At 47.2% G+C, this 15865-nt stretch carries 13 protein-coding genes; 6 read left to right on the top strand and 7 right to left on the bottom strand.

What is annotated here, in order from left to right:
* The first annotated feature begins 9 nt into the window (after positions 1-9).
* The 3 genes from ACFQ3J_RS19000 to ACFQ3J_RS18990 are packed head-to-tail and all read left to right on the top strand — an operon-like array spanning position 10 to position 1668.
* Positions 10-510: an Lrp/AsnC family transcriptional regulator gene (locus tag ACFQ3J_RS19000; protein WP_251583700.1), complete on the top strand. Its 501-nt coding sequence runs from the start codon at positions 10-12 to the stop codon at positions 508-510.
* 15 nt (positions 511-525) lie between these two features.
* A complete protein-coding gene (locus ACFQ3J_RS18995; RefSeq protein WP_091159339.1) occupies positions 526-1113 on the top strand; it encodes a chromate transporter in 588 nt (195 codons plus the stop codon).
* A gap of 3 nt (positions 1114-1116) precedes the next feature.
* Positions 1117-1668, top strand: a complete 552-nt coding sequence (locus ACFQ3J_RS18990) for a chromate transporter (protein WP_091159337.1) — start codon at positions 1117-1119, stop codon at positions 1666-1668.
* Positions 1669-1805: 137 nt separating this feature from the next.
* Here ACFQ3J_RS18990 and ACFQ3J_RS18985 read toward each other — a convergent pair whose 3' ends face one another.
* Positions 1806-2210: a hypothetical protein gene (locus ACFQ3J_RS18985; protein ID WP_251583699.1), complete on the bottom strand. Its 405-nt coding sequence runs from the start codon at positions 2208-2210 to the stop codon at positions 1806-1808.
* 250 nt (positions 2211-2460) lie between these two features.
* A complete protein-coding gene (locus ACFQ3J_RS18980) occupies positions 2461-4833 on the bottom strand; it encodes an Ig-like domain-containing protein (RefSeq protein ID WP_251583698.1) in 2373 nt (790 codons plus the stop codon).
* Between the two features lie 223 nt (positions 4834-5056).
* Here ACFQ3J_RS18980 and ACFQ3J_RS18975 point away from each other — a divergent pair, with 223 nt between their 5' ends.
* Positions 5057-5650 carry a class I SAM-dependent methyltransferase gene (locus ACFQ3J_RS18975; RefSeq protein WP_091159334.1) on the top strand — a complete coding sequence of 198 codons (594 nt, stop codon included), beginning with the start codon at positions 5057-5059 and terminating at the stop codon, positions 5648-5650.
* 348 nt (positions 5651-5998) lie between these two features.
* On the opposite strand, the gene ACFQ3J_RS18970 is transcribed toward ACFQ3J_RS18975, so the two are convergent.
* A complete protein-coding gene (locus ACFQ3J_RS18970; protein ID WP_251583697.1) occupies positions 5999-7972 on the bottom strand; it encodes a heparinase II/III family protein in 1974 nt (657 codons plus the stop codon).
* 225 nt (positions 7973-8197) lie between these two features.
* Positions 8198-8278 (bottom strand): putative holin-like toxin, encoded by an 81-nt coding sequence (locus ACFQ3J_RS18965; protein ID WP_305954055.1) that lies wholly within the window; start codon positions 8276-8278, stop codon positions 8198-8200.
* Positions 8279-8533: 255 nt separating this feature from the next.
* Here ACFQ3J_RS18965 and ACFQ3J_RS18960 point away from each other — a divergent pair, with 255 nt between their 5' ends.
* Together ACFQ3J_RS18960 and ACFQ3J_RS18955 are read left to right on the top strand one after the other, a co-directional pair.
* Entirely contained in the window at positions 8534-9748 is a 1215-nt protein-coding gene (locus tag ACFQ3J_RS18960) for an immunoglobulin-like domain-containing protein (RefSeq protein ID WP_251583696.1), read from the top strand.
* Positions 9749-9877: 129 nt separating this feature from the next.
* Complete coding sequence (locus ACFQ3J_RS18955; RefSeq protein WP_251583695.1) at positions 9878-10771, top strand: helix-turn-helix domain-containing protein; 894 nt, start codon at positions 9878-9880, stop codon at positions 10769-10771.
* 132 nt (positions 10772-10903) lie between these two features.
* On the opposite strand, the gene ACFQ3J_RS18950 is transcribed toward ACFQ3J_RS18955, so the two are convergent.
* From ACFQ3J_RS18950 to ACFQ3J_RS18940, 3 genes are all read right to left on the bottom strand, one after another.
* The gene (locus ACFQ3J_RS18950; RefSeq protein WP_251583694.1) at positions 10904-13942 is read right to left on the bottom strand and encodes a glycoside hydrolase family 2 TIM barrel-domain containing protein; all 3039 of its coding nucleotides are present in this window, start codon (positions 13940-13942) and stop codon (positions 10904-10906) included.
* Between the two features lie 97 nt (positions 13943-14039).
* Positions 14040-14864, bottom strand: coding sequence for a carbohydrate ABC transporter permease (locus ACFQ3J_RS18945; RefSeq protein WP_170862495.1), 825 nt, complete (start codon positions 14862-14864; stop codon positions 14040-14042).
* Positions 14861-15754: a carbohydrate ABC transporter permease gene (locus tag ACFQ3J_RS18940; protein ID WP_251583866.1), complete on the bottom strand. Its 894-nt coding sequence runs from the start codon at positions 15752-15754 to the stop codon at positions 14861-14863. Before ACFQ3J_RS18940 ends, ACFQ3J_RS18945 begins: the two co-directional genes overlap by 4 nt.
* Positions 15755-15865 lie beyond the last annotated feature (111 nt).

Genomic DNA, 15865 nt, shown 5'->3' with positions numbered 1-15865 from the left:
GTTTTTTTAATGAGTGAAGATTTTTACGTGAAAAAGAACTCAACAGAGATTCCGCATATGCACAGTCTCGATGAGATAGATCGCAAAATATTACTTGCATTGCATCAGAACAGCCGGATTTCCTACACGGATCTGGGGCAGCAGATTGGACTATCGCGTGTCGCGGTCCAAGCTCGAATTAATGCACTCGCCGAGAAGGAGATTATTGAACGCTTTACGGTTGTCATTAATCCGGTCAAGGTGGGGTTGTCCGTGTCTGCCTTCTTTAATGTGGACATTGAGCCAATGTATCTGGATGAAGTCGCTGAACGGCTTGATCAGGAGCCCGCTGTAACGAGCTTGTACCACATGACGGGTCCGAGCACACTGCATATGCATGGTATTTTTGCGGATATGGAAGAGATGGAGCAATTTCTGCTTGAGAAATTATACAAAATGCCCGGGATCGTCAAAGTCGAGTCCCAGCTGCTGCTCAAACGCTACAAGAGCCGCATGGGCATGCGTTTATAGGAGGGAACACCTACGATGGACTTACAGCCTTATAAGGAACTTGCAATTGGGATGGCCAGAACAGGAGTGCTTGGCTATGGAGGCGGCCCGTCCGTTATTCCGCTCATCCGCTATGAAGCAGTGACCAGGTACAAATGGATGGAAGATGAGGAGTTTGGTGAGACACTCGCGCTCGCCAATGCGCTTCCTGGGCCAATCGCCACCAAGATGGCAGCCTATCTTGGATACAAGAAGAAGGGTGTGCTTGGTGCGATCATTTCTGTACTTGCTCATATTTTGCCTTCAAGCATCGCGATCGTCGCTCTACTCGGTGTCATGTATACTCTCAAAGACTCTAAATACATAGCTGGCATGATTGCCGCCGTACGTCCTGTTATCGTCGTGATGCTCGGAATTATGGCTTATGAATTTGCGATGAAGGCCTGGAAGGGGCTCGGAAAAGGGTTTGCGATATTATTCGGCGTGCTCGCTTTTGTCCTGCTGCAGCTGCTTCAGGTTCACCCGGGTATTGTCGTCATCCTCTTCCTCGGGTACGGCATGTTCCATTTGAATCTTGTGCAGAAATACAAGCGGAATAAACAGAACGATAAAGGAGTGTCTTAAGCGATGGAACGTTTGCAAACATGGTGGGAACTATTCTGGGGCTTCTTTGTCGCGAATGTGCTCGGTTACGGCGGAGGACCTGCCTCCATTCCGCTCATGCAGGAGGAAATCGTCAATCACTACAACTGGATGACGAATGAACAATTCGGCGATGTTCTTGCGATCGGAAATGCCCTTCCCGGTCCAATCGCTACGAAAATAGCGGCATTTGTAGGTTACCAAGTGGCCAGCTGGCCGGGATTCATTATTGCGACTTTCGCAACCATCGTCCCTTCAGCTGCAGCCCTGATCCTTCTGCTCAGTCTCCTGAATAAATACCGCACCTCTAATGTCGTAAAAGGTATGACACTGCTCGTGCAGCCCGTCATCGCTGTGCTGATGATCCTGCTGACTTGGGAGATGGGTGTCGTCTCTGTCGAGGTAATTAACTTGTGGCAGACACTCGCTATCGCTGCTATCGCGCTATGGGTACTGACCAAGACCAAGATTCACCCGGCGCTTGTCATTCTGGCGTCCTTTGCATATGGCGCACTCGTAATATCGCATACGATATAACATAGCGAATTAGGTTGTTGAATCAACTAACAAACCGCGGTTACCCTAAAGTTTCTGTGAGCTCAGATGGAGAATTCCCTTAAACTATGTTCCTTCTGACAGAGTACAAAATGGAATCGCGGTTTTCTTATTTCGATTTATATTCGAATATAGTTCAGCAGATCGTTTTGAGGGGGTGCTGATTGCATCCAAACTACTCTAGTCACAATAATCATTCGCTCTCCTTTGCCCAGTTCATTCAGATCTTCACTCTCCTCTCTCAGGATCAACACTTCCTCGGTTTCAATATCCTTAACCGTAATTCGCCCCTCCTTGCTTAATTTCAAGTCCAGAACTTCTACCCATCTGCTCTCAAATCCCTCTCTTTGATAGCCCGGATAGTCTTCAAGCGTGCTTTCTAGTGCTTCATCTTTGATATTTTCAAGATCAATCACCTCGCGCTTATTCTCGTTCATCCCTACAGAATCGTTTGCAGCATGCAACGGCGAGACAATCACAGCTATACAAATAACGGCGGCTATACTGAGCAAGATTTTGTTCAATTGAGTTCTTCCCTTTCGTGTTTGAGATACCAGCTTGAACAATTAGACCAAACCAGACAAGAAAATGATCCTCAGCTGGATAAAAATCGATGTAAATTAGAGAAATAAACCGACGCTATACACTTCCTCTACGAAGCTTACAATTAAAAAAAGAGGCGCTCCGGTCTCCTGCTCCCTATGGGGCAGATCTCCGGCAGACGCCTCTTTTTTTACAATTAATTTATTTCATTGCAGGGTAGGGTTCTATGAATTACTCTGTAACGATAACGCTGACCTTCGTCTTCTCTCCTGCAAAATCCACCGTAATCGTTGCCTTGCCTTTACCCGTTGCCTTAATCACGCCATCCTTCACCGTAGCAACGGTGATGCGGGAGGATTTCCAGAGGGCAGGCTTGGACACATTGGCTTCCGTACCATCTGCGTAAGTAGCTGTTGCGATCACGCTGGCGGATTTGCCTTTTTTCAGCTCCAATACAACCTCATCGGTCTGCAGATACTTGAGTGTATCAACATCAAGCGGAATACTGACGAGTTTACTTCCGTATTTGCCTGTAATTTTGGTCTTGCCATATCCTACGGCTGTTACTTCTCCCTTGCTGACCGAAGCTACTTTGTAGCTGCTTGCCTTCCATTCAGCGATGTCGGTGACATCACGGGAGGAACCATCGCTAAGGAACACCGTGAGGGTAATCTCCGCTTTGTCTCCCGATTTCATTGACAGGGAGTCCACCGAAGCTTCAATCCGATCAATATCATCCACTTCTACTGATACCGTGATCTTCTGCTCGCCGTATTCAGCCGTAATGGTGGACTTGCCTTTGCTATACGCAGTAACGAGCCCTTGCTTCACATCGGCAATACGAGAGCTGCTTGATTTCCATGTTGCATCGCTGCTTACATCCTGTTCGTTCCCATACTGATCGGATGCCGTCAGCTTGATTTGATAAGTCTCTTTGGACAATAGAGCAACAACAGGTACATCGGCGGACAAGCCACTCGCAAGACCCACCTCTACAGACATCGTGTACGACTTGCCGTCATACTTTGCCGTAATGTTTGCCTTACCTGTTGAAACACCCGTAATCATCCCCTCAGACGAAACCTCGGCTACCTTCTCATTGCTCGAGCTCCACTCTGCTTCCTCATTAATGACAACCTCGCGGTTATCTCCATCGAGCGCATAAGTAGCGATCAAGTTCGCCTGCAGTGTACCTGCTTCAGGTAATACACCCTTCTTATTCTGCAGCTCTACCTTGGTCGGGATATCGACACTGATGGCAACTTCAACGGTTTTGCCGCCATAAGATGCCTTGATGGTTGCTTTTCCTGATTTATAAGCATGTACATTGCCTTTGGACACATATACGAAATCCGCATCACTGGAAGTCCAGTCTGCTTTGCCTGTAACCTCTTCTGTCGTACCATCCAGGTAAGTCGCATTCAGCTTAAACGCATGCGTGCCTCCTACCATCATCCCAAGCTCTTCTTCCTCCAGATCCAGATGTCTCGCAACTTCAACGTCAACCGGGATTTCGATGCTGCGATCCCCATACTTGGCTGTAATCGTTGCAGAGCCAGAAGCATTGGCATACACTTTGCCACCAATGACATCGGCTACTTTTTCATTACTGGATGTCCAAGTCGCACTATTGGTAACGACCGTTTCCTTCTCATCCGGGTATACCGCCGTCAAGCTCAGATTGTCTGTATCACCAATCTTCATAAACAGGCTAGGCTTGTTCACGGTCAGCTTGCGTGTCTTGTCGACATCCACTTCCAGTGTTGTTGTCTTGGTTCCATACTCGGCCGTAATGGTAGCCGTTCCAGCCTTGTAAGCAACCACTTTGCCCTGGTAAGCATCCGCTACCTTCTCGTTGCTGGAGGACCATACGGCCTCTGTGGTCACATCTTTAGTTGATCCGTCCGGATAGGTAGCAATCAGCTCCACGGTCTGCTCCTCTGTTAGAAGCAGGGATAGCTTGGCGTAATCTTTAATTTCAATGCGTCTTACAACTTCTACATTTACATCCAGTGACACGCTTTGCTTGCCCAGCTTGGCTGTAATCGTGGCTGTACCTGCAGACAAGCCTCTGATGGTTCCGTTAATAACCGTAGCTACTTTGCCATCCGAGGACGTCCACTCCGCCTTACTCGATACTGCTTCGGAAGTATTATCGCTATAGATTGCCGTAAGCTCAATCTTCTCATTGTCTCCGATGCGAAGATCCAAGCTCTGTTTATCCTTCGTCAATGCCTTTACTTTCTTCGTTACTTTGACCTCAACCGCCTGGGATTCTCCTTCATAGGCAGCAACAATGGTTGCCGTTCCTTCTCCCTTAGCTGTGATCGTTCCGTTATATACCGAAGCTACTGTACTGTCCTCACTCGTCCAATCCGTATTCACAGTCACATTGCTCGATTTACCGTCGCTGTATACAGCTGTCGCTGTGAGCGTAATGGAATCTTCCATTTCCAGACTCACTGTATTCGTCGATAGCACAAGTTTGCTTAATTCAGCATCTGCAGCAGAGACGCTCTTCATGGAAGTCAGCCCTGTCGTCGTCAGAATCAGGAGCAGTGCCATAAATACCGTAAACACTTTTGCATAGCTATGCTTTATCATGATTTCCCCCCATATTATGAATAAAAGTTTTATCTTCTCTTATTTCGGTCAGAGGAGAATAATTAATTAGTCTATTAGCCTACTTTTTATATATGGAAGCCCCTCCATTCTTCCAAATAAAGTGAGAGTTGTGTAGCGTGAAGCTCATGCTGATGAGGCATCGGATTGCAAAGCATACCCGGGGCAGGATATCGCATACGTTACAGGAGAGGAGGGAACACATATGTCATTTGACTATATCGGATATTGGGAAAACACGTATAGGAACGGGGGCACCTCTGGAGCTGGATCATATGGGCTGCTGGCTGAATTCAAGGCAGAAGTCATTAATCGATTCATCGCATTGCATAAGCTGGAGCGCGTCATCGAATTTGGCTGCGGAGATGGCAATCAGCTAAGCTACATGGACTATAAAAAATATCTCGGACTGGACGTATCCGCTTCCTCCATTCAGATGTGCGCGAAACGCTTTGCTTCTGATCCTTCCAAGAGCTTCATGTTATATAATCCAGGATTATTCCTCAATCAAGGGTTTATAGAAGCCGACCTTGCTGTATGTCTTGATGTGCTGTATCACATTACCAGCGAAGAGGACTACATCAGCACCCTTCGAGATCTGCTCAGCGTATCTGCTGATTGGGTCATCATCTATACTCGCATAACGAACGCCTATTCTGCCTCAGGGGTAGAAACGATTCAGGATCGGAACATATTTGATTATTTGGCGGCATTCCCAGAATACAAGGTAGAAGAGATCATTCCACAGCGATATCCGGACTTGTCCTCTGCCGATTTTTTGCTGCTGCGAAAAGCTTGAGCACTTCTGTTTTTGAAAATATTATAATTTTGTCTCTTTTTACTAACATTTGATGTGTATAATAGCTAATGATGCCATTATTAATTAAGGATTCTCATCAATCCGCATTAAATGAATATGTAAAAGGAGTTTATCATGCTACAAAAGTTAGTGTTCTGGACCGTAGGCGCCGCTGTTATCATCAGCATTGTGGTACTGTCCATTTATTTCAACAGCGGGATTGTCACACAAAATACAATTCAATAGTAAATATCATCATTGAGGCCGCTGAAAAAGGCTGCGAGAATAAAGGATTCTCTGCAGCCTTTTTTGATTTCATTTCGAGGATTTATGCAATTCTTCATTTTTCTATTGTAGATCATGCTCGCCTGCTCTCATTTCAAACTTTAGCCTGCAATACGTTTCAAGCTCTGCAGATTGAACATTCCTGTGCGTAAGACAAGTGGTATAAAAAGTAAACGGATTTCCGTCATGATCAACATGATCCGTAGAGTACATGGATGCCTCCAACTGCTCCGGATCATAGTGCAGTTGAAGCACAGCCTGTTCCCCATACCAACACACCGTTCCTGTCTCTACAATTACTGGCTTGAAGTGGCTGATAAGCCTTTCCTCAAAATGCTTTTCTTCACAGCTCCAGACGAACCGATCTGTCAGCTCCATCGTGGCCTTGTCCTCGGCAGGAGGACAAATCCACTGAGCACAACGGGTATAGCGCGCAATCCCTGCGTCGGGGTATGCCTCCGTCAAATCCAGCTCCACCTCAAAACTGAGTTCATTCTGACTCTGCCTGATGGTTCTGGCGCGATATCCACTGCCACTTCCCTGCATAAATCCGTTTATGACAGGAACATTATGTCCGCCAGACGATATGTTAATAATGCGCTCTCTTCCTGCTTGAAAGTATGCCTGAGTATACATCCCTGCTCCCAGGTCACAGATGATGTTATCTCCGCCTGCATGCAGTATAAATTGACCCAGATCATTATGATTATGCGGCTCGCCATTATGCCCGCCCTTGATGGCAAACCCGCAGATTGTAGATTTCTGCTTATGTCCATGCTCATGTTCATGCTTATGCTTATGCTCGTTCTGATCCGCTCCAGATCGCTGAGCCCGGCAGATCCACCATCCGAGTTCGTCAAATGCGCTGACATGCAAATCAGGAGTATTCTCCTTCACCTTCATGGATGATTCTGCATTCAGAACTGTATCACTCGCTGTCCACAGCCCATTTCGCAGCACATGCGCCCATCGTCTCACCGGATCACTTAACAACCCTGGTACACAATCATAAGGAACGACTTGAGATCCGGTTCGCTCCAATAGTCGATGAAGGAGACCTGTAGGGAGCACCTCCTTCTCACCACTATCAGAGAAATTGACATACACACCGTCAGACAGATGAACTCTCGAAGGAAAAGCGGCTATGGTGCGAGGATGGGCAGCCGCCAGCAAATCCAGCCTGCCATTCGTCCGCTCTCTCAGCATTTCTGCAAAATAGGTGTAGTACCCGAAGCCGTACACCCAATATCCAAGTCCCTCAGCACATCCGCCATCCGCTCCATAGCCGCTAAGAAAAGATTCAAGCGAAGCACATACCTGCTCAATCGCGGCTGCAAGCTCGTCTGTATTATCCATTAGTAAGAGTGCGGCCATCCCGCTCCCTCCCGCACACACAGCCGACCAGTTATGATCGGTCTGTCTCCAGAAGAAGGGCATCTTCTTTGTAAATACCGGATCAAGCACCCGTTGCCGCACTTCTCTTCTGATACGCTCCGCTACGGTGCGATCTAACACATCTTCATACATATACAACAGCTCGGCAAGCATCTCTGCCGTCTCGGCAGCAAACAGATCCACCTCTGACGCAGGATCGCCCTCTGCCGGAAGGTGGGCCGTCAAGCACCAGGTATACTCCCCGCATACATCCCAGAGAGCATCCTCCAGAGCAGCTAAATATATCCGCTCTTCTGCCTCATCCTTCGCCACAGCGATTTGAAGTCCAAGGGCCGCAACCCTCGCTCTGCGTTCAAAATATACGTCCTCATAGCCTTTTCGCGCTCCGGTCTCTGCAAACTGCCTGAACACAGAATAGGTAAGCGGAGGAAGCAACTCCTGCACCGCGAACTGTGCCGTTTGCGCAATCTGCTGCCAGTACAGACTGAATTCAGGCCTCTCTCTCGTCTCCTTCAGCTGAGCCTTCCAATTTGATGTGCCTAGCAGGGAAGCAGACTGTTGATTACCGTGGATCAAAGCTTCTTGTATCTGGCTGCTGTCAACGTTCAAGTATGGAGTCCTACTTCCCGTCAGTTCATTCATATCGACCCTTACCACCTTTGCATAGATAGTATGTATTCGTTTACATTTTATAATTGATATCGTCCATGAATTAAGACCTACAAAAGGGTTATAAAATGAGTTATACTGTGGTAAGAATAAGTAAGGAGCCGTGCTGGAACACGACTCCACTGTACAATAACTGCATAAAGAGCAGTCGGCCACACAGCTAGGTCGAGAATAGACCGTTACCCTGCCGAGGGCGGTCTATTTTTTCATGTAGGAAAGAAGCGCCAAAATGAACATACCGAACATGAACATTAGGGAGAGTGCATCTTTAACCTCCACGGGCATCACCTCCCTTCTGGGAGACTAGCCGACCGCCCTTCTAGCCGTATACCGTACTTGCAAATTATAGCATAAAAAGACATATAAAAACCCAAATTTATACATAAAGCAGATCATCTACCGTAACCTAATCAAAGGACAGCTCATCCACCACTTGGATCAGCTGTTCTTTAATTTTATGGAACTTTTTTTCAAATGACAGAGTCCAATTGCTAGTAAGCGAATTCGCAATTCAATGAAATGGGGGTCCTCAATTTGAGAGAAAAAGTATTACTGCTCTTTGTTCTGCTGATGCTTACCCTATCCGGCTGTACTACGAATGCAGAGCTTGAACCACCTCAGCCTGAGATTCAGACACCGAAGGAATCACCTGCCGATCAGGAAGTCATAAACCTGCACGGACAAGTTACAGGGCTGTATTACCTTGATGAATTTCTGAATAAAGAACGCATTTCTCAAAAAATCGTATCCTACACAATTGAAGGAGATCCGATTTATCACACCTTAACACACATGGAAGACGATACAATAGAGGTGCTCTATGATCCAACTCAAGATGCCTACGGTTCAAATGAAATCAGCACATTCAGCTGTAATGCCCTGCTTAAATCAGACACAGACAATGCCTTGGTGTATTCCCTCTCACAGTGCGATAACGGAAATTTAAGTGAACCCCTAATCCTGCTTGATTACCAGCTGGGTCACCTAGAGTCGCTGGACTTTCGGCTGGAATATGGCGTGGATCAAGGAAATGCAATAGATACAGAAACAAAGCAGATTACAGCCATTTTAGAGAATGGAGAGTCTTTTACAGCAAACGATGTTCATCTGAATGTAAAGACCCGCACGCAAATCTATAAGGAGATGGTCAAGCATGGGGCCTTTACCACGAGCAGCGAGGGAAACACAACTTGCAGCAAGACACCCTATGAGAGCTACAGCCTCATCGTAAAATTCAGGAATGAAACTTATCGTCACGAATGGAATGAATGTGATAAGGCGCATCAGGAGCTGACACAATTAACTGATATTATGACAGATTTGATCAATGCATACTATAAATCCAATGTAACGCTAGGAAAGGCATCCCCACATACTCCATCGGAGCTGCAAAGAACAGAACAGCTGCTTCTAGGCACGGACGAGAAAGAGTATCTGAGAGGAGAAACCGTTACCTATCACATGGCTAACCAATCTGATCAATTTAACCTGACTTACGGGGAAGATGTCTTTATTGAGCAGAATACAAATTCAGGCTGGAGAGAAGCACACGTCAATGTTTCCTTCCATGAGCCGGCTTATGGCCTGAACCCGGGTGAGACCGCAGAGATGGAGGCATATCAGGCTCGCAAGCTTCCTCCTGGAGAATATCGGCTTATCAAAAAGGTTACCCACTATAACCCAAAGAATCGCGAAGCTAGGAAGGACCTGGTACTCATCAGTAATTCTTTTCATATAATGCCGCTCTAGGAAACAGTAGTTTCATAATTTATTACAAAAAAGATCCTGATCGATTTGGAATCTTTTTAAGTTGCGCAAAAAAAATCAAAAACGCTCCTGTTTGTTTTGCTATCCTTGTAGACAAAGGAGGGCCTGACCTTGAGTACCCATCGCGCGATTCAACAAAGTATCGATTATATGGAAGCCCATCTGGAGGATCAGCTGTCACTCGAGAGCATCGCTGCTCACGTCAGCTTCTCGCCTTATCACTTTCATCGCATGTTCCGAAGACAGGTCGGTATGAACGTGGCCCATTATTTACGGAGACGAAGGCTGTGTTATGCCGCCCAACTGCTGCTATACTCGGATGCTTCCATTATCGACATCTCACTGCACTGCCATTTTGAGAGCCAGGAGTCTTTTACAAGGGCATTTAAGAAGCTCTACGGCATGCCGCCTGGCCGTTATCGTAAATTATTCATTCTTCACACCTATAACCATGAACAAGGAGAGGGTCAAATGAATGAGCAGATTGCTTCACCAATCAAAGGCTGGTTTATCAGTGGGAGCCATCCCCAGGATTATGAAATGGGCATTGACCGGAATACCGTACACCAAGGAAGCACATCTGGATATTTAAAGGCACGGACTCCCATGGATGATGGGGCCTTTGCCACGATGATGCAGCAATTTAGAGCAGACAAATACAAAGGAAAAAGAATGCGTTTCTCCGGATTTGTCAAAACCGAAAATGTAAAAGAATACTGCGGGCTGTGGATGCGTGTGGACAGCCACTCAGAGGACGTGCTCCAGTTTGACAATATGAATGACCGCCGTATTACAGGCGATACACACTGGAACCATTATGCGATCGTGCTCGACGTGCCTGAAGAGAGCGGCACAATTTCGTTCGGAGTTTTGCTTATGGGTGAAGGGAAGGTGTGGGTAGACGGTTTTCAATTTGAGGAGGTCGATCTCAGCGTGCCGACCACGAGTCTGAGGCTCGATTACGAAATGAACGACGAACCAACCAATCTTTCTTTTGAGGAATAACAGGAATGATACGATATATTTGGACCGCTATAACCAAACTCATGCTTGAATCGAGCAATCTTATAACCAGCCTGCTAAAAAAGGAGCCCTCCTGAAATGGAAGGCTCCTTCTTGTGTTGTATATTTCTTATCTTACTTTTTCGAAATCGTAAATTCAAAGGACATATCCTGCGCCGGATCAATTAGGTACTCATCCAGCACGGGTGCGCCCCAGCTGTCATCACCGCCGACACCCATCTGGCGGCCTGCAATCGTGACAACTGTATGATGCACATTTGGCAGCTCGTAATGATGCGTCGCATGCTCCAGCTCGAATGCAGTAAATGGCGAGATGCTCGCTTCAACCGGCTGTGTACTTGGAGCCACAATCTCGATCCCTTGTCCAAGCTCGTTCGTAATCGCAACACGTCTTACGCCCGTGCGGTTGCCAGATTCCTGCGGCACGAGATATGCCGCTATATTGTCCTCTGCTCTGATCTGGAAGCGGCCAAGTCTCGCTCCATAAGCACGGTCAATGTAATTCTCCTCTGGCCCCTGTGCATAATAGTCCAGATTCGCATAATCGGCCGGAACCTTGAAGGACAGTGCAAAGATCGGGAATTTAGGCAGGCCTTGCGCCCCTTTATAATCCGACTTCACATGAATGCTGCCATCTGCAAATACGGTGTAGGCAACCTTGACGCTGACCTCATCCGATACACTGAGTCTGTACGTATACGCTACAGTCGCTTGATTCGCTCCCTCACTCAGCTCCCACTTCACGCATCTGCGGGACAGGCTTGCCGCATACCAGACAGAAGATTCAAAGTGGAGCCCTGCTCCCTTGTCATTATCCGTCATCGCTCTCCAGAAGAGCGGCGCTGGCGGCGCGGAGATCATCTCGCGTCCTCCATAATTTACAGAGATCAGCGTACCTGCTTGCTTCGAGAACATGATCGAGAAGCTTCTGCCATGCACACCGATATTCACGTCCCCTTCAACTACACGGAACTCACTGCATGCTGCAGGAGATGTAGCTGCTTCGGCCGCTTCCACCTGGAAGATATGCTGTCCAAAGGCCACTTCAAATCCTGCTTCTGCCCACAGCTCCTCTTCTCTCAGCACAAGTGATACATCTACCGTGTATTCTCCGGCTTCTCTATGCTCCGGCAGATCAAGACTCACATACTGCTCTTCGCCAGGAGCAACCGAGACACTCTCCTCGCTGCGGAACAGCTCTAGGCCTTCCCGCTTCAAGCTGCATACGAGATCGAACAGATCTGTATTCACAAACAGATTCTCATTCTTCACCGTCACGCCCTTCGCATCCGGCAGCAGCTTCACGTTCTGATACACGAACTTCACTTCCTGCATCTTCGGTGACCATCTGCGATCGGCATAGACAATCCCGTTACCCGAGAAGTTATAGTCGGTAGAGCGATCATCAAAGTCACCACCGTATGCCATGAACTCCTTGCCGTAGCGGTCCTTCTTCACAATCACCTGATCCATGTAATCCCAGATAAATCCGCCTTGGTACATCGGATACTTCTCTTCCAGCTCGGTGTATTTCACAATTCCGCCGACCGAGTTGCCCATGGCATGCATATATTCGCAGCTGATATACGGCTTCTGCGGATCTGCATTCAGGTACTCCTCGATATCCGCGACTTTGGCGTACATCCGGCTCTCCATATCACTCGCCGCATCATAGTCCCGATTATGGAATACACCCTCGTAATGCACGAGACGGGAAGGATCCCGGTCACGGAAATAATTCGATACGTTAACGATGACTTCGCCTGCATAAGATTCGTTACCGCATGACCAGATCAGGATTGACGGATGATTCTTATCCCGCTCTACCATCGATATGGCCCGGTCCATAACGATATCCTGCCATTCCGGAAGGTTGCCCGGAACGTTCCAGGACGGTTCTACTGCACCCATCTTCTGCCACGAGCCATGCGTCTCCAGGTTCATCTCATCAATGACATACACACCATATTCATCGCACAGCTCATACCACAGCGATTGGTTCGGATAATGCGAGGTACGGACTGCGTTCATATTCCCCTGCTTCAGTGTCTTAATATCCCACAGCATGTCTTCCTTCGTGATACTGCGCCCTCTGCGCGGATTAAATTCATGACGATTTACGCCTTTGAATACAATGCGCTTACCGTTCAGATGCATCACTTTATCCTTCATCTCGAACTTGCGGAACCCGACACGCTGAGGTACGACTTCAACCAGCTCGCCGGACGCATCATAGATCGAGACGTACATGGTATACAGATTCGGTGCTTCCGCACTCCATAGATCAACTATGCCTGCATTCAGTGTTAAGGATACAGATTGACCAGGAGAACTCACATCACCCAGAGCAGTAACCTGACCCGCTTCATTCTTCAGCTCTACAGCCACCTTCGATGCCGGAGCTCCGCTCAGCTGCACATCGACAGTTAGCTTCCCTTGTTCATAACGTTCATCAAGATCGGTATGGACAAACAGGTCGCGAGCATGAATGGAAGGAGTGGAATATAAATAAACATCACGGAAAATACCCGAGAAACGCCAGAAGTCCTGATCCTCCAGCCAGCTGCCTGTACTGCGCTGATACACCTCGACAGCGAGCTTGTTCTCCCCGTCTGTAAGATACGGAGTCAGTTCAAATTCGCTCGGAGTGAAGCTGTCTTCGCTGTAACCGACAAATTCACCGTTCAGCCACACATAGAAAGCGGATTCAACCCCTTGAAAAGAGATAAATACAGGACGCTGATTCCACTCCGCAGGCACTTCAAAATATTTAACATAGCTTCCCACCGGATTATGATCCTCCGAGATCATTGGTGGACGAAGATGCTCATGACCATCCCACGGATACATCGTATTTACATACTGCGGCTTCCCATATCCCTGCAGCTGGATGTGTCCAGGCACTTCAATAGAATCCCATCCTCTTACAGATACTTCGGTCTTATAAAAATCAGCCTGTCGCTGTGCTGGATTGACAGCATAACTAAACTTCCAGCTGCCGTTCAAGCTTCGGCGGAGCGGCATTTCCGAGCGCTGCTTCGCTTCCTCCATCGTTTCATAATAATAGTGATCGGAGTGAGCCGCCACCCGATTCACTGAAAATACGTTTACGTCAGACAGCCAGGCAAGGCTCGGTTTCTGTTGATGCGTCATTCGTATGATTCCTCCTGTCATAAAATGAAGAGGACTGCTGATATTCCAAGATTGTGCTCTTCGAGTATGCAGACAGTCCTTCTTCCTCACTACTTAATTATTTAACGGACCCCGTCATTCCTGCAACGAAATGCTTTTGCATCAAGAAGAATACGATGGCCGTCGGCAATGTTGTAATTACAATCGCGGACATGATTAGTCCATAGTCCGGAGCGTACCCCGATCCGAGATTCGAGATCAGAAGCGGCACCGTCATATTTTCCGGAGATTGAAGCACGATCAGCGGCCACAGGTAGTTGTTCCAGCTGTTCAAGAACGTAATGATGGCTGCAGCAGCATAAGTGGATTTCATCGTCGGCATATATACACGGAAGAACAATCCAAGCTCTGTTAGACCGTCCATACGCCCTGCTTCGAGCAGATCCTTCGGAAACATCTTCGTGCTCTGACGGAAGAAGAAGATCAGGAATGCCGTTGTAAAGGTTGGCAGAATAACGGCCGCCGCTGTGTCAATGCCGAAGAATGGTGCGATGTTGGATACCTTCGCAAACATTTGATACAAGGGCACCATAATTGCAGCAAACGGGATCATCATGGATGCAAGCAGGATGTTAAATACGACATCCTTGGCCTTGCTGCGGTATACCTCAAACCCATAACCGGCTGCCGATGCAACGAGCAAGGACAGAATGGTTGTGGTGATGGAGATTTTGGCCGAATTCCAGAGCGCCTGCCACATATCTACACTGTTAAATAAGTTCGTAACGTTCTCTATAAGATGGGACCCCGGCAGCAATGTTCCCTTGGTAACGTCCACCGACTGGTTCGTTGCGCTTACAATCATCCATATAAACGGAAAGATGGAAACGATGGTGGCGATAATAAGGAACAAATACGTAAAAAAGCGTTTCGGCTTGATCATTTTTTATCGCCTCCAATCTTGTTCTGAATAATGGTAAGCAGTACAACCATAACGACGATGGAATAGGATACTGTTGCTGCGTAGCCGAAGTCCGGCGTATATTCAAAGGATAAGTTATAGATATACTGCGAGATCGACATGGTCGAATTACCAGGTCCGCCCTTCGTGATATTGACGACCTCATCAAACAATTGGAGTGTACCAATCGTGGAGGTAATTCCTGTGAACAGGATCATCGGTTTGAGCAGTGGAATCGTAATTTTGAAGAACTGTGTAAAAGCATTTGCCCCGTCAATTCTCGCAGCCTCGTATACCGATTTGTCAATATTTTGCAGAGAAGATAAATAAAATATCATGTTGTAGCCTGTAAAGCGCCATGTAATGGCGATAATGATCGTTACTTTTGCCCAGAACGGGTCTGTAATCCATTGAATCGGCTCAGAGATCAGATGAAAGTTCATCAGCATCTTGTTGACGATACCGTCTGCACCGAACATATATTTAAATACGACCGAATAAGCAACGAGGGAAGTTACCGTCGGCAAGAAGATTGCAGTTCTAAAAAATCCTTTGAACTTCAAATTCTCATCGTTCAGCAAGACTGCGATAAAGATCGCCAGTACGAGCATGACCGGAACCTGAATGATCAAGTAAATAAATGTATTTTTTACAGCTGTAATGAAGTTAGCATCGCTGAACAACCGGATGTAGTTGTCGAATCCGACAAAATCCAGATTCATCCCCCGGCCGGATTTAAACGACAGGATCAACGCCTGAATCATCGGATAGAAATAGAAAATACTGATTGCCAGAACCGGTATCAATATAAAGAACCAGCCCGCTAAATTCGTGCGATTGTAACTGGCTAAACTTTTGCGGCCTGAGGTCAACTTCGCAGGTTTCACGCCACTCCACTTCCTTCCATAACTAAGCTTCTATTTATCTAATCTATTCTGTTCTTTAGAAAACCCTTGCCCCTTCTCCTCAAAAGAGCAATCCTC

This window comes from Paenibacillus provencensis (genome assembly GCF_042678545.1).
Taxonomy (GTDB): domain Bacteria; phylum Bacillota; class Bacilli; order Paenibacillales; family Paenibacillaceae; genus Paenibacillus; species Paenibacillus provencensis.
The sequence above is the reverse complement of the archived record's forward strand: the minus strand, read 5'-3'. Positions and strand labels throughout refer to the sequence as shown.